At 53.7% G+C, this 17,338-nt stretch carries 9 protein-coding genes; 7 read left to right on the top strand and 2 right to left on the bottom strand.

Annotated features, from left to right (window positions below):
• The 6 genes from CHB83_RS10060 to CHB83_RS10035 form a co-directional block, all read left to right on the top strand.
• Positions 1-1,341 (top strand): phosphate acyltransferase (locus tag CHB83_RS10060; RefSeq protein WP_262490730.1); only part of this gene is annotated, 1,341 nt, incomplete at its 5' end.
• 585 nt (positions 1,342-1,926) lie between these two features.
• Entirely contained in the window at positions 1,927-2,532 is a 606-nt protein-coding gene (gene ruvA / locus CHB83_RS10055; RefSeq protein WP_045689031.1) for a Holliday junction branch migration protein RuvA, read from the top strand.
• A gap of 124 nt (positions 2,533-2,656) precedes the next feature.
• Entirely contained in the window at positions 2,657-10,087 is a 7,431-nt protein-coding gene (gene sov, locus CHB83_RS10050) for a T9SS outer membrane translocon Sov/SprA (RefSeq protein ID WP_245855316.1), read from the top strand.
• A 209-nt stretch (positions 10,088-10,296) separates the two neighbouring features.
• Positions 10,297-10,677, top strand: a complete 381-nt coding sequence (gene gcvH / locus CHB83_RS10045; protein WP_045689032.1) for a glycine cleavage system protein GcvH — start codon at positions 10,297-10,299, stop codon at positions 10,675-10,677.
• A gap of 11 nt (positions 10,678-10,688) precedes the next feature.
• Entirely contained in the window at positions 10,689-11,093 is a 405-nt protein-coding gene (locus tag CHB83_RS10040; RefSeq protein WP_052695299.1) for a VanZ family protein, read from the top strand.
• Between the two features lie 16 nt (positions 11,094-11,109).
• Entirely contained in the window at positions 11,110-12,411 is a 1,302-nt protein-coding gene (locus CHB83_RS10035; RefSeq protein ID WP_089332530.1) for a M28 family metallopeptidase, read from the top strand.
• A 140-nt stretch (positions 12,412-12,551) separates the two neighbouring features.
• Here CHB83_RS10035 and CHB83_RS10030 read toward each other — a convergent pair whose 3' ends face one another.
• A complete protein-coding gene (locus CHB83_RS10030) occupies positions 12,552-13,097 on the bottom strand; it encodes a hypothetical protein (RefSeq protein WP_045687066.1) in 546 nt (181 codons plus the stop codon).
• A 331-nt stretch (positions 13,098-13,428) separates the two neighbouring features.
• Complete coding sequence (locus CHB83_RS10025; RefSeq protein WP_089332529.1) at positions 13,429-14,325, bottom strand: YicC/YloC family endoribonuclease; 897 nt, start codon at positions 14,323-14,325, stop codon at positions 13,429-13,431.
• 146 nt (positions 14,326-14,471) lie between these two features.
• Here CHB83_RS10025 and CHB83_RS10020 point away from each other — a divergent pair, with 146 nt between their 5' ends.
• Complete coding sequence (locus CHB83_RS10020) at positions 14,472-17,297, top strand: TonB-dependent receptor (RefSeq protein WP_089332528.1); 2,826 nt, start codon at positions 14,472-14,474, stop codon at positions 17,295-17,297.
• Positions 17,298-17,338 lie beyond the last annotated feature (41 nt).

The raw sequence follows: 17,338 nt of genomic DNA, 5'->3' as shown, positions 1-17,338 counted from the left end.
CCCAACCAGGTCAACAACGTGCTGGGCTTTCCCTACATCTTCCGCGGGGCCCTGGACGTGCGCGCCACCGAAATCAACGAGGCCATGAAGCTGGCCGCCGTGAAGGCACTTTCGGATCTGGCGAAGGAGCCAGTGCCGGATATGGTAAACAAGGCTTACGGTGACAACACGCTCACCTTTGGTCGTACCTACCTCATTCCCAAACCCCTGGACCCGCGCCTGATTACGGCGGTCAGCCCGGCGGTAGCCAAAGCCGCCATGGAAAGCGGCGTGGCCCGCGTGCAGATTCCCGACTGGTTTGCGTATGAAGATGAGTTGCGTGCTCGTCTGGGCGTCAATCAGAAGCTGATGAACCGCATTACGCAGGCCGCCCGCAACAACCCCAAGCGCGTCGTATTCGCCGAAGGCGACACCTATAAGATTCTCAAGGCGGCGCAAATCCTGCATGATGAAGGCATTGCCTTGCCCATTCTGTTAGGAAACCGCCAGAAGATTGAGCGCTTGGCCCTTGAAAATAACCTCGACCTAGAGGGCTGTCAGATTATTGATATTCTGCAGGAAGAAGCTAAGCGGGAGGAGTACGCTGAGTTGCTGTACCAGAAGCGCCAACGCCGCGGTATTACGCTCTACGAAGGCCGCCGCCTACTACGGGAGCGGAACTACTACGGCTCAATGATGCTAGAAACCGGCGAAGCTGATGCTTTCATCACGGGTTTGAGTAAGGACTACGGCAAGAGCATTGTGCCGGCACTGCAAGTGATTGGTGTGGCCGATGACGTGAAGCGGGTAGCTTCCATGTACATTATCCAGCACAAGAAGGGCCCATACTTCTTCGCCGATACCACCGTGAACATTGACCCTTCGGCCGAAGAAATGGTGGGCATCATTGGTCTTACGGCGGGTGCCGTGCGGTTCTTCGATGTGGAGCCCCGCGTGGCGGTCATCAGCTACTCCAACTTTGGCTCGAACCCCGGCGACCTGCCTGATAAGGCTCGGCGGGCAACTGAGCTAGCCAAGCAACGCTACCCCGAGCTGATTCTGGATGGCGAGATGCAGGCCAACACCGCTCTCAACCCCGAGCTGCTACGGGAACAGTACCCCTTCTCGCCTTTGGCTGAAACAGGTGGCGCCAACACGCTCATTTTTCCGAACGTGATTAGTGGCAACATTGCCTACAAGGTAATCCAAGAGATTGGCGGCGCCGAAGTAATCGGGCCGATCTTGATGGGCATGCGCAAACCAGTGCACATTCTGCAGCTCGGCGCCTCTGTACGCGAAATCGTGAACATGGCTTCCATTGCCGTGGTAGATGCCCAGCAGCCCGGCGGCAAAGGGTTGTAGGCAGTAGTAGACCTGCACAGCGCGAGGAATCTGAGTTGGCCTTCTCTCAAGAAAGGCCATTCAGGTTCCTCGCGTTTTTGTTTGCGGCGCGGTGGCTGGCTTCCCTCAACTTGCAGAGCAGCACGTAATCGTTGTATTAAGTTTCTCTCTACTCTTATCTGAGCAGTACCTACCCTACTTCGACTACCAGATGTGAGGACAGGGAATAAGAACCTCAAAGCGCACCTGCTAGCCGCAACGTGCCTGCTGTTCTTCCCCGAGGCCGTGCTAAAAGGCGTTGCTATCCTTTGCAGTCTATTAGCGCAAGTAGAAGACAGCCATATAGCTACTATACAGTCTGTTACATCTAGCATAAGCACCTCCCTATTAGCCTCTTATTACGCAAGAATACTCAGGTTGGCGAAGGCGACGATTCTTTGGTAAAACCAATTTCTTTGAGCAAAAAGCCAGTAGATTTGGGAAAGAATCCGGGGTACGCGGTGTTGCTTATACAGACCAGTACGAGGCTCTTGCCTGTACTCCAGGTACTATTGTTGTGCGGCTCCGGACCTTTGGAGCAGTGCCTGCCCTTTACACATATCTTGCATGATTGCCTACATCGACGGTACGCTCGCCTATAAGGACCACGCCCAAGCCATTCTTGACGTCAGCGGAATTGGCTACGAAGTAAAGATTTCTCTCGCCACCTACTCTAAGTTACCCGCCGAGGGTGAGAAGGCGAAGCTGTACACGTATCAGCACATCAAAGAGGATGGCCAAACCCTGTATGGCTTCCTTGATCCTAACGAGAAGGCTCTGTTTTTACAGCTGATTTCGGTGTCGGGCATTGGCCCTGGTACGGGCATTGTGATGGTAAGCAGCATGAGCGTAGGTGAGATTCGCCAGGCCATTGTGCAGGAGGATGTGCGCGCCATTCAAAGCATTAAAGGGGTAGGCCCCAAGACGGCGCAACGCGTAGTGCTGGAGCTGAAAGACAAGCTCCGCAAAGACGAACTATTGGCAAAAGCCGGCATCGATACGGTGCCGCTGGCGAAGGCACACAATACCAACCGCTCGGAAGCGTTAGCCGCATTGGTAACACTAGGCTTTGCGCGAGCAGCGGCCGAGAAAACCCTCGACCAAATTCAGCATAAGCACGGTAACGACCTGAGCGTAGAGGAATTGATTAAATTTGCTCTTAAGTCTCACTAGAAAAGTAGCGGCCGTGGCAGGTTGTTGTTGGCTTTGCACAGGGGTGCCTTGGTGCCCTTGCGCAGAACCCGACTGCCTGCTGCAAACCGAACTTCCCTCCCCTTTCCCGACGGTTTATTGACTCTTGAATACCGGTAAGAAGTCCCTAGCTACCTCTATAGTGGCGGTTGTGTCGTTGGTGGCCTGGTGGTCGCAGGCAAAGCCGCTCGACTCGGGAGCCCAGCCGTTTGCCATGCGCCAGCTTTGGGCATGGTTGCCTGGTTCGCAGCGCAGTACCCGGTTCTGGCCCATCATGCCCGATACCCCGCGCACCGATACCACTCGCTACCAGCCTAGTTCGCGGCCACGCGTGGGCCCTCAGGACCGCATTGGCACGCCGTTTTCGCCGCAACGGCGCCGTTCTCCGCTGGTGTTGCCCTTGCCGAACAACGTACAGCTAGATGTGCGCCCCGATGACAGCCTCAAGAACTTCGACGTACAAGAGCGGGTAGGGCAAGAAGTAGACTTCCGGGACCCCAGCCGCATGACGTTCGAGGAGTACTCGCGCTGGCAGCAACAACAGGCAGTACGTAATTACTTCCGACAACGTTCGGCCGGCGGAGTAGCTGGTGATGCAAATACGCCGCAAAGCCGCCGCTTGATTCCCAAAATCTACCTCGGCCCCATGGCCGACCGCATTTTTGGGGGGAGCTACGTAGACATCCGGCCCCAGGGCTCGGTGACGTTGCGCATGGGCGCGCGCTTCAACCGCAACGAAAACCCAACCCTCACCCTTCGCCAACAGCGCATAGGTGACTTCCAGTACGACCAGAACCTTAACCTCAACCTGACGGGGCAGATTGGGGAGAAACTGAAGATTACCTTTAACTACGACACCCGCGCGGCCTTCGATTTCGAGAACAACATGAAGCTCGACTATACGGGCTACGAAACCGATATTATCCGTAAGGTGGAGCTTGGTAATGTATCGTTGCCGCTCAACAACTCGCTGATTACGGGTGGCCAGAACCTATTTGGCATCAAGACCCAACTGCAATTTGGTCGTTTGGGGGTGACGGCAGTAGCTAGCACCCTACGCGGGCAAGCCGATGAAGTGCGCATACAGAATGGGGGACAAAGCCGGCAGTTTGAAATCAAGGCCAGCCAGTACGAGCGAGACCGGCACTACTTCCTGTCGCAGTATTTCCGCGACCGGTACGATGCGGCCTTGCGCAGCCTGCCTACGGTGCAAAGTGGCGTGGAGATTACGCGCTTGGATGTATACGTAACCAACGACAACCGCCAAAGCGACAACCTACGCAACGTAGTGCCGCTTATGGACTTGGCCGAGCCCTCGCGTACTTACCGCGGCACCTACCTGCAAACGCCAGTTCCTGGCCCGAATGCGCCCGCTCAGAACTCGGCTAACAACCTGTTTAGCACGATTCTGGCAAATCCGCTGCAAGCTCGCGGTGACCTGACGGTAGATAGCTACCTGAATACGCTGGGCCTGCAGAAAAACGTAGATTTTGAGCACGTGCGGGCCCGCAAGCTTGATGCGCGCGAGTACACCTACAACGCGCAGCTGGGCTACATATCCTTGAACACCCAACTGTTGCCTGAGCAGGTATTGGGCGTTGCGTACCAGTACATCTACAACGGTAAAACCTATCGGGTAGGTGAACTGCTAGATGACAACAGCGGCGTAGCCCAGGACCAGGTAATTTTCCTGAAGCTGCTGAAAGCTACTAACCCTGCTGTAGGACTGGTTTCTACCTCCGACCCCAGCGTAAACCAGAATAACGCCAACCTGCAGACGCGCAACCTGCCGACCTGGGACTTGATGATGAAAAACATCTATCCCCTGAACGCTAGTCAGCTCAACCGCGACAACTTCCAGCTGCAGATAGTTTATAAGGACGACGTAACCGGCGTAGACCAAATTTCCTTGAAGGAAGGGGCGCGCCTCCAAAACCGGCCGCTGATCGAAGTCTTCAACCTCGATAATGTAAACCCGAACAACGACCGGAACCCAGACGGTAACTTTGACTTCTTTCCGGGTATTACCATTGATACTGAGCTAGGCAAGATCATCTTCCCTGAGGTGCAGCCTTTTGGCAATTACCTGGCGTCGCAGTTTGCGGATACGGTTTCCAACTCCGCCGAACGCGACCTAGCCCGCAAGTATGTGTACCGGGAGTTGTACACGCAAGTGCAGAGCGACGCCCAGCAACGGCAGGAGAAAGACAAGTTTTTCCTGCGGGGCCGCTTTCAGGCTACTGCTACCAACGAAATTAACCTGCCGGGCATTGGCATTGCCCAAGGCTCAGTTCGAGTGTACGCCGGTAGCACCTTGCTTACGGAAGGCGCCGACTACCAAGTATTCTACGACCAAGCCATTGTCAAAATTCTCAACCCCAGCTACCTGAACTCAGCCAATGAGCTCCGGGTGCAGTTTGAGAAAACAGCCCTGGTGCAAGTGCAACCCCGCAAGCTGCTGGGAGCCCGCTTTGATTACCGCTTGAATTCCGACGTCAACTTTGGCGCTACGGTATTGCACCTGACGGAGAACCAAGCCCCTGGCATCAACCGGGTAAACATCGGCGACGAACCCGGCAACAATACCATCTATGGTTTCGACGTGAATGCCCGCCGCGAGTCACGAGCCATCACGAAGTACCTGGATATGTTGCCCCTGATTTCCACCAAGGAGCCATCGTCGGTGGCGTTCAGCGGGGAGTTTGCCCAGTTACTTCCCGGTCAGTCGAAGCTTGGGCGCGGCGAAAATGGAGTTTCTTACCTTGATGACTTTGAAAACTCCCGCACTCCCTACGTTCTGGGTGGGCAGAACGCCGCTACCGTGTGGCGTCTTGCCTCTACCCCACCAGCGTTGGGCGGCACCCTACCCGACCGCACCTCGGCCTACAGCCGCGCCAAACTGGCTTGGTACACCATTGACCAGACATATTACACCGGTGGCCAGAGCCGCCCGCAAAACATTGGCACCGGTGATTTGCGGAACCACTTCATCCGGGGGGTGCAGCGCACGGAAGTGTTCCCTAACCGCGACGTAGGTACCACTGGCAACGCCTACGAGTACACCCTAGACCTGGCATATTTCCCCGATGAGCGCGGGCAGTACAACTACACGCCTGACGTGGACCCGGCTACTAACGGGCGACGCTTCAGCAACGTTAGCCCATCGGCCAATGCCAGACGCTACGGGGGCATCTCCCGCGAAATCACTTTCGACACGGACTTTGACAATGCCAACGTAGAATACCTGGAGTTCTGGCTCATGGACCCCTTCATTGACAGCCCGGACGGATTGGCCAATATCACGGACTCCGATGGCCATGATGCCCCTAATACCACCGGTGGCGACCTGTTCATCAACCTGGGTTCGGTATCGGAAGATGTGCTGAAGGACGGCAACCAACACGAGTTTGAGAACGGCCTACCCGTAACCGATACTCCTAACCCCGACGACACGAACCCGACGCCGTGGGGACTAGCTACGCGCCAGCAATTCCTGACGGATGCCTTTAATGCGGCATCGGGTGCCCGCGCCCGCCAAGACGTTGGCCTGGATGGTATCAACAGTGCCCAAGAAAAAGCCCTGACGGGAGTTGCTCCTACCTACGCGGGGTTCGACGACCCAGCCGCCGATAACTTCTTACACCACTTGGCGGAGGCCTATGACCAGGCCAACGCTAAAATTCTGGCCCGCTACAAGAACTTCAACGGGTTAGAAAACAACTCGCCCGAGGGCAGCCAGCTTAGCTCTACTGCTTACCCCGACAAAGAAGACCTGAACCGCGACAACGTGATTTCTGACACGGAGCGGTACTACGAGTACAAGCTCTCGGTGCGCAAGCAGGACCTCACGGTGGGGCAAAACTTCATTGTGGATAAGATTACCCGAGAGGTAAACGGTGACCAGGTAAGCTGGTATCAGTTCCGGGTGCCAATTCGCCAGCCGGACGCCGTTGTGGGCAACAACAACCAAAACTTTGGCTACAAGTCCATCCGCTTCCTGCGCATGTACCTCACCCAATGGCAGCAGCCCGTGGTACTGCGCATGGTGCAGCCTCAGTTTGTGGCTAATCAGTGGCGCCGCTACCTCAACAAGATTACTGATCCTTCCCAGCCTATCATCAGCCCCGACACGGATGCTGATGCCTTCGATATTTCGACGGTAAGCCTTGAAGAGAACGGTAGCACGGATGGTAACACCACCGATGCTATTCCCTACGTACTGCCGCCAAACATTCAGCGCGACCGGGAGTATGGCTCGGGTACTGTGAACCGCGAACAAAACGAGCAAAGCCTACGCTTAACAGTAGATGGTCTCCGGGATGGTTTTGCCAAAGCGGCCTACAAAAACGTAAGCCTGAACCTGCTCCGCTACCAAAAGCTGCGCATGTTTATGCACGCGGAAAGCAATGACCGTAGCGTACGGAGTGGACAGGTCCGGGGCTTTGTGCGCATTGGCACCGACTACACCCAGAACTACTACGAGTACTCGGTGCCCTTGGAAATCACCCCTCCCAACGCCACTGCAACAGAGGTAGACAGAATTTGGCCGGTAGCAAACCGCATCGACCTCACGCTGCAAGACCTCATCGATACAAAAGCCGCACGCTCTGAAGGGGCGGCAAGCTCGGCGGCGTATGCCGTGCCGTTCGTTCGGACGCTGCCCAATGGGGCTACCATTACGGTGGTGGGTAACCCTGATCTTTCGGCAGTGCAGGGGGTAATGATTGGCATGCTGAACCCGCGCGACGATAATGCTCCCAAGTCGTTGACGTTGTGGGCCGACGAACTGCGCGTGTTTGGCTTTGAAAATGAAAAAGGCTGGGCGGCCACGGCCCGCTTCAATGCCAAGCTGGCCGATCTTGCCAACGTAACGGCCAGCGGCAGCTACATCACTACCGGCTTTGGTGGGCTTCAGGACAAAGCACAGCAACGCTCCATCGATAACATTGCCCGTGGAGATGTGAATGCCACAATTGCGGCCGACAAGTTCTTCCCTGAGAAGCTTGGCTTGCGCGTGCCAGTGCTCGTGCAGGCGGGGGTAGAAAGTCGTGCGCCGAAGTACGACCCCTTGAATCCTGATACCAGACTCGACCAGTCGTTGCAGAAGTTTGAGACGCAGAGTGAGAAAGCTGCGTACCGCAAAGAAGTCATCGACCAAACCAGCCAGCGCAGCATCAGCCTGCTGAACGTACGTAAGGAGCGCACGAACCCCGATAAAAAAGTACGCCCCTACGACGTTGAAAACCTGGCGCTCAGCTACTCCTACACCGAGCGCCTGCACTCCGACATTAATACGGACCGCGACTACACGCGTACCTATACGGGGGCGTTGGCCTATGTGTACCAAACAACGCCTAAGAACTACACGCCGCTGGCGAAGGTAAAGGCCTTCGACTCGCCCTACCTGAAGATGTTGCAGGAAGTGAACTTCACACCCTTGCCTTCCCGCTTCTCCTTCCGGGCCGACTTGGACCGCCGCTACAACGAACGGTTCTTGCAACGGGCACTAGAGCCGGGCCAGGTACCTACTACTGATGGTATTGCTCCCATCTTCCAGAAGTCGTTCTTTCTAAACCGGGTGTATGATATGCGCTGGGACTTAACCCAGGCCCTGGCCCTGGACTACACGGCCACGAACCGCTCGGTGATTGACGAAGGACTGGGCCGCTCTATTGGCGACGATGCTATTTCGCGGCAGAACCGAGACATCATCCGCGACAACCTGCTAAAGGGTGGGCGTACGACTAATTTCTTCCAGACCGTAGCGGCTACCTACCGGTTACCACTGGAAAAATTTCCCCTCACCGATTGGCTTTCGTCCGATATTCGATACCAGGCCAACTACACGTGGCAGGCGGCATCTACCGCTCTCATCAACCCCATTGACAGCACCAACCTACGGCTGGGTAATACTATCCAAAACAACGGGGAGCTAACGGCCAATGGCAAGATTGATTTGGTGAAGCTCTACAATAAAGTGCGCTTCCTTAACATCATCAACAACGCGCCGGTCCCGGCGCCACGGGGTCAGGAGGCAGGCGTAGCCAAGCAGCCGGGGCGTACTCCTGGTCAAGCACCAGGCACAGCTGCGCAGGACTCGGCCAAGGGCCCGGAGCTACGCGTGCTGAAAGCTATTCTTCGCTCCCTAATGACAGCTCGCTCGCTCAACTTCACGTATGCGCGCAGCAATGGCACCTTGCTCCCGGGCTACCTACCGGGCACTAGCTTCTTTGGGATGAACCGTGATTTCAACGCGCCTGGCGTACCCTTCCTATTAGGCAGGCAGTACGATCTTGACGCACTGTATAACCGCGCCAGCGACAACGGGTGGTACACGCGCGAGAGCCAGTACCTGAACACGCCGCTTAGCTCCCTACTTACCGAAAACCTCACGCTACGCACTACCCTAGAGCCCATTCGCGACTTCAACATTCAGCTGGATGCTCGCCGTAACTTGGTGCGCAACCGGGAAGTTTTCTACCGGCGAGTGGTAGATGAAAACACGCTGCTGCCCATTAGCGACGAGGCCACGCCAAGCAGCCCACTAGGGTCAGGCACGTTCAGCACTTCGTTCATTTCCATCCAAACGCTGTTTGGCGACTTGAGCGCGAATGGGGAAACGTCTAAAGCCTTCCAGCGCTTCGTTAATAACCGGGGCACCATACAGCAACGGCTAGAGAGTGAGAATACCAATCCCGGTTCCTACAGCTTCAATTCCCAGGACGTACTTATCCCAGCTTTTATAGATGCCTACCGGGGTAAGTCTTCGGATGGGTATAAGGCGAAGGGCTTCGACCCGTTCTCGTTGCTACCCATCCCCAACTGGAATATTCAGTACAACGGACTAGCCAATCTGCCCTTCATGCAGCGCTACTTCCGCTCCATTGCTATTAAACATGCTTACACCTCCAACTATAACATCAATGGCTATAACACAGCCGCTGACTATACAAACGAGCTGGATGGAGACGACTTCCCTTACTTAACGAATAATAGCGGGCAGTTTATCCCGTACTACGTAGTAGGCCAGGTAACCATTGCGGAGCGTCTTGCCCCTCTCATTGGTTTAAACTTCCAGACCAACGGCAAAACCACGGGCAACCTAGAATACCGCGTTGACCGGACAATTGGCTTGAGCACGACCAATGCGCAGGTAACCGAGCTCCACTCTTCTGAAATTATTGTAGGCTTTGGATATGCCACCAACCGCCTCAAGCTGCCCTTCCGCATTGGGGGCGAGCAACGGGTACTTCGCAATGAAATCAATGCTCGTCTGGACCTCAGCATCCGGGACACCTACACCGTGCAGCGTACCATTCTCGATGTGACGACTACTAGCGTTGGCCGGGCCTCTAGTCAAACCACCAACGGCACCCGTCAGCTACAGCTACGTCCCACTATCGATTACATCTTGAATCAGCGCCTGAACCTGCAGTTTTACTTCACCCAGAACATCACTACGCCGCGGGTGGCTAATGCCTTCCGCAATACGGCTACGGAGGGCGGCGTGCAGTTGCGCTACAGCCTTTCGCAATAAGGCTTTTAGAGTAGCGACAACCAAACAGGCTTCCGGGAAACCAGAAGCCTGTTTGCTGTATAGTCGGGTTAGTAGTTTACTCCCGCACACTTGGTTCAGGACTACTAATAATTCCGGGCTCAACTATTTCGGCGGTCAGGTATTTAAGTTTTACTTTTGACCCACGCGCCAGAGCGCAACTCACCCCAACTTCTCCAAACTCGCACCCCATGAACTTGCCCGCTGACCTGAAATACACGAAAGAACACGAATGGATTCGTGTAGAAGGTGACGTTGCCTACGTTGGCATCACTGACCACGCTCAGAGAGAGCTCGGTGACATTGTGTACGTAGACATCGACACGCTTGATAAGGAAGTAGCTGAGAATGAAGTATTCGGAACAGTAGAGGCCGTAAAAACGGTATCCGACTTGTTCAGCCCCATCAGCGGCACAGTTCTGGAAATCAACGACAAGCTGGATGGTAGCCCTGAGCTAGTGAACTCTGATCCTTACGGTGATGGCTGGATGATCAAGATTTCGATAGCCAACCCAGCAGAAGTAGAAACGCTGCTTACCGCCGAAGCGTACGGCGAACTAGTAGGCGCCTAAGCTTTCCGGCTATGTTCATTACCGCGCCGCCTACCTCCCGCCGACCTTTCATGGTTCTACCGCTGGGGTGGGCGGCGCTGGTATTAGTGCTAACCCTCACTCCGTCGGATGAAATGCCAGAAACGCCCCACTGGGAGCTGCTGGCATTTGATACTGCTGCTCACGCGGCCGTCTTTGTTGTATTGGCCGCGCTGAGCGTCTTCTCGCTGCGGCGCCAGCTTCAGTGGCCAGCATTACGCCGTTGGGCCTATAGCTTCGTGCTGCTCACCAACATAGCCTTCGGCGCTCTGATTGAGTTTTTACAGATGACAATGGACCTAGGCCGTCATGGTGAGTGGTCTGATCTTCTTAGCGATTCACTAGGAGTAGTAGCTGGCCTAGCTGGTATGTGGCTGCTGCGTCGGTGGTGGCAGTAGTAACATTCTTTTCCCAATGGCTCTTCTATCCTGCGGCCGCCGCTACCAACGAGTTGTAACGAGCGTTGGTACCGCGGGAGCAGTGCTGGCACTTGCTACTGCAGCAGCGGCGCAGGATATGGTTCGCGTCCGCCAGACTATACAGAGACTAAGTTCGCCGGCCTTTCATGGGCGCGGCTACGTACACCAAGGCGACCATATTGCCGCTGATTACCTGCGGGCTCAGTTTTCAGCTTCCGGTCTTCAGCCACTATCTACTAATTATACCCAAGCCTTTCCGCTTCCTATTAATACCTTCCCCGGCCGTGCCAGTTTACAGGTCGGTAGCCAACGGCTTACGCCAGGTATCGATTTTATTGCGGATCCAAGTTCGGGTACGGGTCATGTCAAGGGCAACATTCTCGCCTTTGATACTCTCTTGTTTTCTCACCCCGAGCGCCACTCCGCTTTCTTAGCAACGGATTTATGCCGCCGGGTACTAGTGCTACGGCAGCACGACGCAGCGCGACTGAGCCAACTACCAGTGGCCCTGCAGGCACATGTTCTGACGGCAGCTGCCCGGGTTACCTTACTGCCGAGTAAGCTCACAGCTTCCTTAGCCAGCAAACAAGACCCTCAACCCCATTTACAGGTACTAGCTAGCAAGTGGCCTGCGAAGGCTCGAACTGTCATAGTCCATCTAGATGCTGTATTTCAACCAGCCTACCCAACGCAAAACGTCATTGGGTACCTACCTGGTCGCACCCAACCCGATTCGTTTCTGGTAGTCACAGCCCATTACGACCACTTAGGTAGGCTCGGCCGCAGCACTTATTTTCCGGGAGCAAATGATAATGCCAGCGGGGTAGCTATGTTGCTGGAGCTAGCTAGACACTTCTCCCAACCTCAAAACCGGCCGGATTACTCCTTGGTGTTTATTGGTTTCGGAGCCGAAGAAGCTGGGCTGGTTGGGTCACGCTACTTTGTAGAGCACCCATTGTTCCCCTTGGAGCGCATTCACTTTCTGGTGAATCTGGATTTGGTAGGTACGGGCAGCCAGGGAGCAACGGTAGTCAACGGCAAGATATTCGAGCCTCAGTTTCAGTTGCTCACTCAGTTGAACTCAGCCGGACATTACCTGCCTAGTTTGGTAGCTCGCGGCCGCGCAGCCAACTCTGACCACTACTTCTTTTCAGAACATGGAGTCCCCTCCTTCTTTCTATATACGAGGGGAGGACCTACCGCCTACCACGATGTGCAAGACCAAGCTGACGCGTTGCCGCTCACAGCCTTTCAACAGGTGTTTGCCTTACTAAGCGAGTTCCTTTTGCACCTCTGATATGTTTTAGTGTATTAGTAGCTACTCACTGCACTAATGCTAAGCAGACTTTTCAACTAGCTAAAACACAACAAACCCAGAATAATACGATTCAATTCGTATTATTCTGGGTTTGTTGTGTTTTAGCTAGCGAAGTAGCCCTAACCGTTTGTCTTGAACGAGCTCATGATTTGCTTTGCTACGTTCTCCCATTCAGGCTTCTGACGGTCAGCGCAAGTGAAGTTGCACATGAGCAATTTACCTTCTACATCCGTGAAAAACACGAGGTTATATACTTCATGGCCGAGCTCAGGCTTCATGAGTTCTAGATAACCAATTTTACGGCCGTTCACTTCTTTTACACCGTGGTTGAACCACTTCGCCTCTTTGAACTGCTTGGTGTAGGTCTTGTAGAAATTATCGGCATACATGTCGATCATGTCCTGATCGGCCGTGTTATCTGTGTATGAAAAAGCAATACTAGCTTCTTTGCTGTTGGTATAAATAACGCTAGGACGGCTTTGTGCTTTGGCGTAATTGAAGTCCATCTGCTGCTCGCTCATCACCTCAAACCCCTTAGGGATAAGGATTTCTACACGCTCGCTAAGAACGCGCTTCTTGATCAGCTCTACTTCCGCGAAGGGACGAGCAGCCATCAGCAAAAGCATCAGGCAGAAAACGGGGGCAACGAGTAGTACTTTTTTCATAGTCGTAGCTGAAAAAAGAGTGAAAATCAGAAGGAGTCAGTAACTAAGCAACCGAGAGGTGTGCTGTTTGGATAACACAATTTACGCACAAATACCGAAGACGCAAGTTGTTTACCCAAAAATAACACCTAACTCAAAATGAGAAAGCGCCAATAAGCTACTAAATCATACGTAGCAATGCATATAAGCGGTTTCACTACGATAAAATTAAAATGACATTTTCAGTGCAATTTCTAAAATTCTCAATATGGGATTAAAAATACCCTATCCAAGATGTTATTCGTAAAGTTCAATTTACAGCGCTTTTGGCTCTACTACCTATATACTGGACTTAAAGAATATTGTTGATTTGTTCCTTGATTTTCTCAAGCTCTTCTTTCATCCCTACCACTAAGTGTTGAATGGTTGAATCGTTAGCTTTTGAGCCAATCGTATTTATTTCCCGGCCTATTTCCTGCGAAATAAAGGCAAGTTTCTTTCCGGTGGGTTCGGGTAGGTATACCGTTTCGGTGAAGTAGTGCAAGTGGTTGACCAACCGCACTTTTTCCTCGGCGATGTCAAGCTTCTCAATGTAGTACAGCACTTCCTGTTCGAACCGAGTAGGGTTAAAGTGCTCATTACTGGTTAAGTCAGCCAGATGTCCTTGCAGGCGCTGTCTTACTTGCTCAATACGTGTAGGGTCGTGCCGCTCAACATCCGCAAGAAAAATCCGGATACGGTCGATGTAACCGACTATCTCGTTGGTTAACGCTTGTCCTTCGTCGCGTCGAAACTGATTAACCCCTTGCAATGCCTCCTGTAATAAAGGAGCCAACTCTTCCCAAGGAATATTCTCTTCTTCTTCGGTAGCCGCCGTGGCATCGGCCGGAATGCGGAGAGAACCGGGTAGGGCATGTGCAATGGCAGTTAGCTGCTCTAAAGTGGCACCAGTGGTATGCGTAAGTTCCTGTAGCTCACGGAAGGCCAGCGCTACCGCATCTTTGTTCACTATAGAACCCTGCGCGCCCGTCGCGCGCGGGCGCGCGAAGTCAAAGTTCAGATTGACTTTACCGCGAACCAGGCTCTTAGTAACCAAGTTGCGGATTTCTAGCTCTCGATCCTGCAGGAAGCGAGGCAAGCGCAGGCTCAAATCCAGCGTCTTGGAATTGAGCGACTTTATTTCAACGGTGGCGGTGTAGCGGTCGGTATCGCGGTGAGCAATTCCGTAGCCGGTCATGGACTGAAGCATAGCAGATTTTGGGAAAGTGGGCGCAAAAGTAGCGGTTTCTAGCAGACGGTGAGTTGGTTAGCTAGGCCGTAACATAAGCATAATGATGGGGCAATATTAGCATAATAGGCTCGGTCTAGCTTTGCGAAACCATAAACCAACCCGGTATGCGGCGTTCATTTTTACTGTTGTTTTTCCTGACGCTGAGTCACTTACTCTTAGCCCAGCAAGGTACGCTGACTGGCAAAGTCACGGAAAAGAAATCTGGCGAGGGAGCCATCGGAGCCACTGTGCTAGTGACGGGTACCACGCAAGCAGCGCCAGTGAATATTGATGGCACTTACCTGCTGCAACTTACTCCTGGTACCTACGGCATCACCATCCAATCTATCGGGCTGAAGCCACTCACCTTCACCGGCATCGTTATCAAAGCCGACGAGAAGACGGTACTCAACGGAGTATTAGAAGAAAGCGCCCAAGCACTGAAAGAAGTAGTCGTAACCGGTCAGAAGCAAACTGGGACGGAGGTAACTATGATTCAGGACTTGAAGAAGTCTGAAGTGGTAGTAAGTGGCATGAGCAACGACCAGATAGTGAAGACCCTGGACCGCGATGCTGCCGAAGTAGTAAAGCGTATTCCGGGGGTAACGGTGCAGAGCAATAACTTCATTGTTATTCGGGGGCTAGCCGAGCGGTACAACACAGTGATGCTGAACGATGCCTTGACGCCTTCGGCCGAAGTAGATACTCGTTCCTTTTCGTTTGACATATTACCCAGCTCGGTAATTGACCGCATTCTGATCTTTAAGTCTGGCTCGCCAGAACTGCCCGGCGAAATGGGTGGTGGAGTCGTGAAAGTATACACCAGAAACTCAGTGCTTGAAAATGCGACGAGCATTAGCGTGTCGGGGTGGGCGCGGAGCAGCACTACTTTTCAGAACAACTACCAAGTAAGTCCTGGCCGTAGCTCCGACTGGCTAGGCTTCGACAATGGCAACCGCCAGTTGCCGTCTAATCTGACGGAGCAAATGACTGCGACGGACCAGCCAGCTTTCCGTAATGCGTGGCTTCCCTTGCGTATCAATGCACGCCCTGACTTGCGTTTGTCCTTCGGCCTAAGCCGCAAGTTTGATGTAGGCAAGGCGGCGGTCAGCAACGTCACCTCTGTTTCCTACTCCAATACGCACGAGCAGAACAATATCACCCGCAGCCGCTACCTCATTGAGGAAGATCCTTCTACGGGCTTGCCACGCCAGCAGTACCTATATAATGATGAGCGTGCTATCACGGGTACTCGCTTGGGCATTGTTCACAACTGGCAGGTGCGTCTCAACGACCGTAACCGCATTGAGCTGCGCAACTTCCTGAACCAGTTTGGCACTGACGAAGTAACGCACCGCACCGGCCAGACCTTAGACCAGGGCTTTGACCGCGACGACTACGCCCTGCACTACCAGAGCCGCACCATCTACTCGGGCCAGTTACAAGGCTCTCACGAGGTAGGAGCAGACCTACGCACGAACATCACTTGGGCCGCTGGTTACAACTATGTATTCCGCGACGAGCCGGACTATAGCCGCTACCGTAGCCAACGCATTACGCCCCAACCTGGCGAAACGCCGCGCCCCTTCCTGGTAGTAGTTCCTCCAGATGGCAACCCCTACGACGCTAGCCGCTTCTTTTCTGATCTGAAAGAAAACACTTATATGGCTAGCGGCCAGTGGGAACGTCGGTTTGCCGGCCGCGACACAACTAAGGCAAACGAGTTTAAGCTGCGGGCCGGTTTTTACACGGAACAAAAGGAACGTAACTTCCAGAACCGCTACTTCTCTTACGTAATCGGCAACGGCAGCTCGTTCTACCAAGACCCTGAGCGTGCAAACCGCCTGCTCACCTTGCCCATCGACCAAATCTTTGCTCCCGAAAACCTAGACCCTAAAACAGGCTTCGTACTGGACGAAGGCACCTCTCCGAAAGACCGTTACTCGGCTGAAAATACTCTGGTAGCTGGTTATGTAGGTGGTGTAGCCCCTATCTCGGATCGGTTCAGCCTATCGGGTGGTGTTCGGGTGGAGTACAACCGGAAGTACCTGAAAAATGGCGACCCACAGGATACTGCCTACTTGGAGCGTCGGGTTATCCCAATGCCTTCTTTGAATGCTACTTTCAACTTCAACCAGCGCTCCTTACTGCGCTTTGGTAGTAGCGTAACCGTGAACCGCCCCGAGTTTCGCGAGATTGCCAACTATCCGTACTTCGATTATACCATCAACGCAATTATCACCGGTAACCAAAACCTGAAGACGGCTACCATCTACAACGCCGACCTGCGCTACGAGTTCTACCCCACGCGCTCAGAAATGCTGTCGGTAGGCGTGTTCTACAAGTACTTCCGCGACGCCATTGAGCAAACTACCCAGTCAGTTTCAACGGAGCAGATGTACTTAACCTATCAGAATGCCGATAACGCGTACGATGTAGGCATAGAGGTGGAAGCTCGCAAGTCGTTGATGGAGCTAACGGATAACCCAGTGTTGCAGCGCTTCTCGCTGGTTCTGAATGCTTCACTCATCAAGAGCCGCGTAACCCTAGCTGACAATGCAGTTAACAACAACTTCGCTCTCTCCGACCGTGCGCTGCAAGGCCAGTCGCCGTACGTTGTGAACACGGGTCTATTCTATCAGGACGACGAAGCGCACTGGCAGGTATCGGCCCAATACAACGTAGTAGGCCAGCGCATCCAGTTTGTGGGCGACCGTCAGTTCAACTACTCGGTAATCGAAATGCCCCGCCACGTAGTTGACCTGGCCGTAACCAAGGGCATTGGCCAGCACCTGCAAATTAAGGCAGGTATTCAGGACATCCTGAACCAGAAAGTACGTCAGTACTACGATTTTAACCGAAACGGTAAAATCGGCAGCAACGAGCGGGGCGCCTTTGGAGAGTACCGCCGCGGTACTTACTCTACGCTTGGCCTGACCTACAATTTCTAAACAATACGGTAACACTAGCACAACGAAAGCATAACGCCCAT

The organism is Hymenobacter mucosus, from assembly GCF_900188255.1.
Taxonomy (GTDB): Bacteria; Bacteroidota; Bacteroidia; order Cytophagales; family Hymenobacteraceae; genus Hymenobacter; species Hymenobacter mucosus.
Note: the sequence above shows the minus strand (reverse complement) of the source record. Positions and strands in the feature narration are given on the sequence as shown.

What these genes read in the sequence shown, in the direction of transcription:
- CHB83_RS10020 (WP_089332528.1), top strand. Translation starts at nt 14,472, where the DNA reads ATGCGGCGTTCATTTTTACTGTTGTTTTTCCTGACGCTGAGTCACTTA.
- CHB83_RS10025 (WP_089332529.1), bottom strand. Translation starts at nt 14,325, where the DNA reads ATGCTTCAGTCCATGACCGGCTACGGAATTGCTCACCGCGATACCGAC.
- CHB83_RS10030 (WP_045687066.1), bottom strand. Translation starts at nt 13,097, where the DNA reads ATGAAAAAAGTACTACTCGTTGCCCCCGTTTTCTGCCTGATGCTTTTG.
- gcvH (WP_045689032.1), top strand. Translation starts at nt 10,297, where the DNA reads ATGAACTTGCCCGCTGACCTGAAATACACGAAAGAACACGAATGGATT.
- CHB83_RS10035 (WP_089332530.1), top strand. Translation starts at nt 11,110, where the DNA reads ATGGCTCTTCTATCCTGCGGCCGCCGCTACCAACGAGTTGTAACGAGC.
- ruvA (WP_045689031.1), top strand. Translation starts at nt 1,927, where the DNA reads ATGATTGCCTACATCGACGGTACGCTCGCCTATAAGGACCACGCCCAA.
- CHB83_RS10040 (WP_052695299.1), top strand. Translation starts at nt 10,689, where the DNA reads ATGTTCATTACCGCGCCGCCTACCTCCCGCCGACCTTTCATGGTTCTA.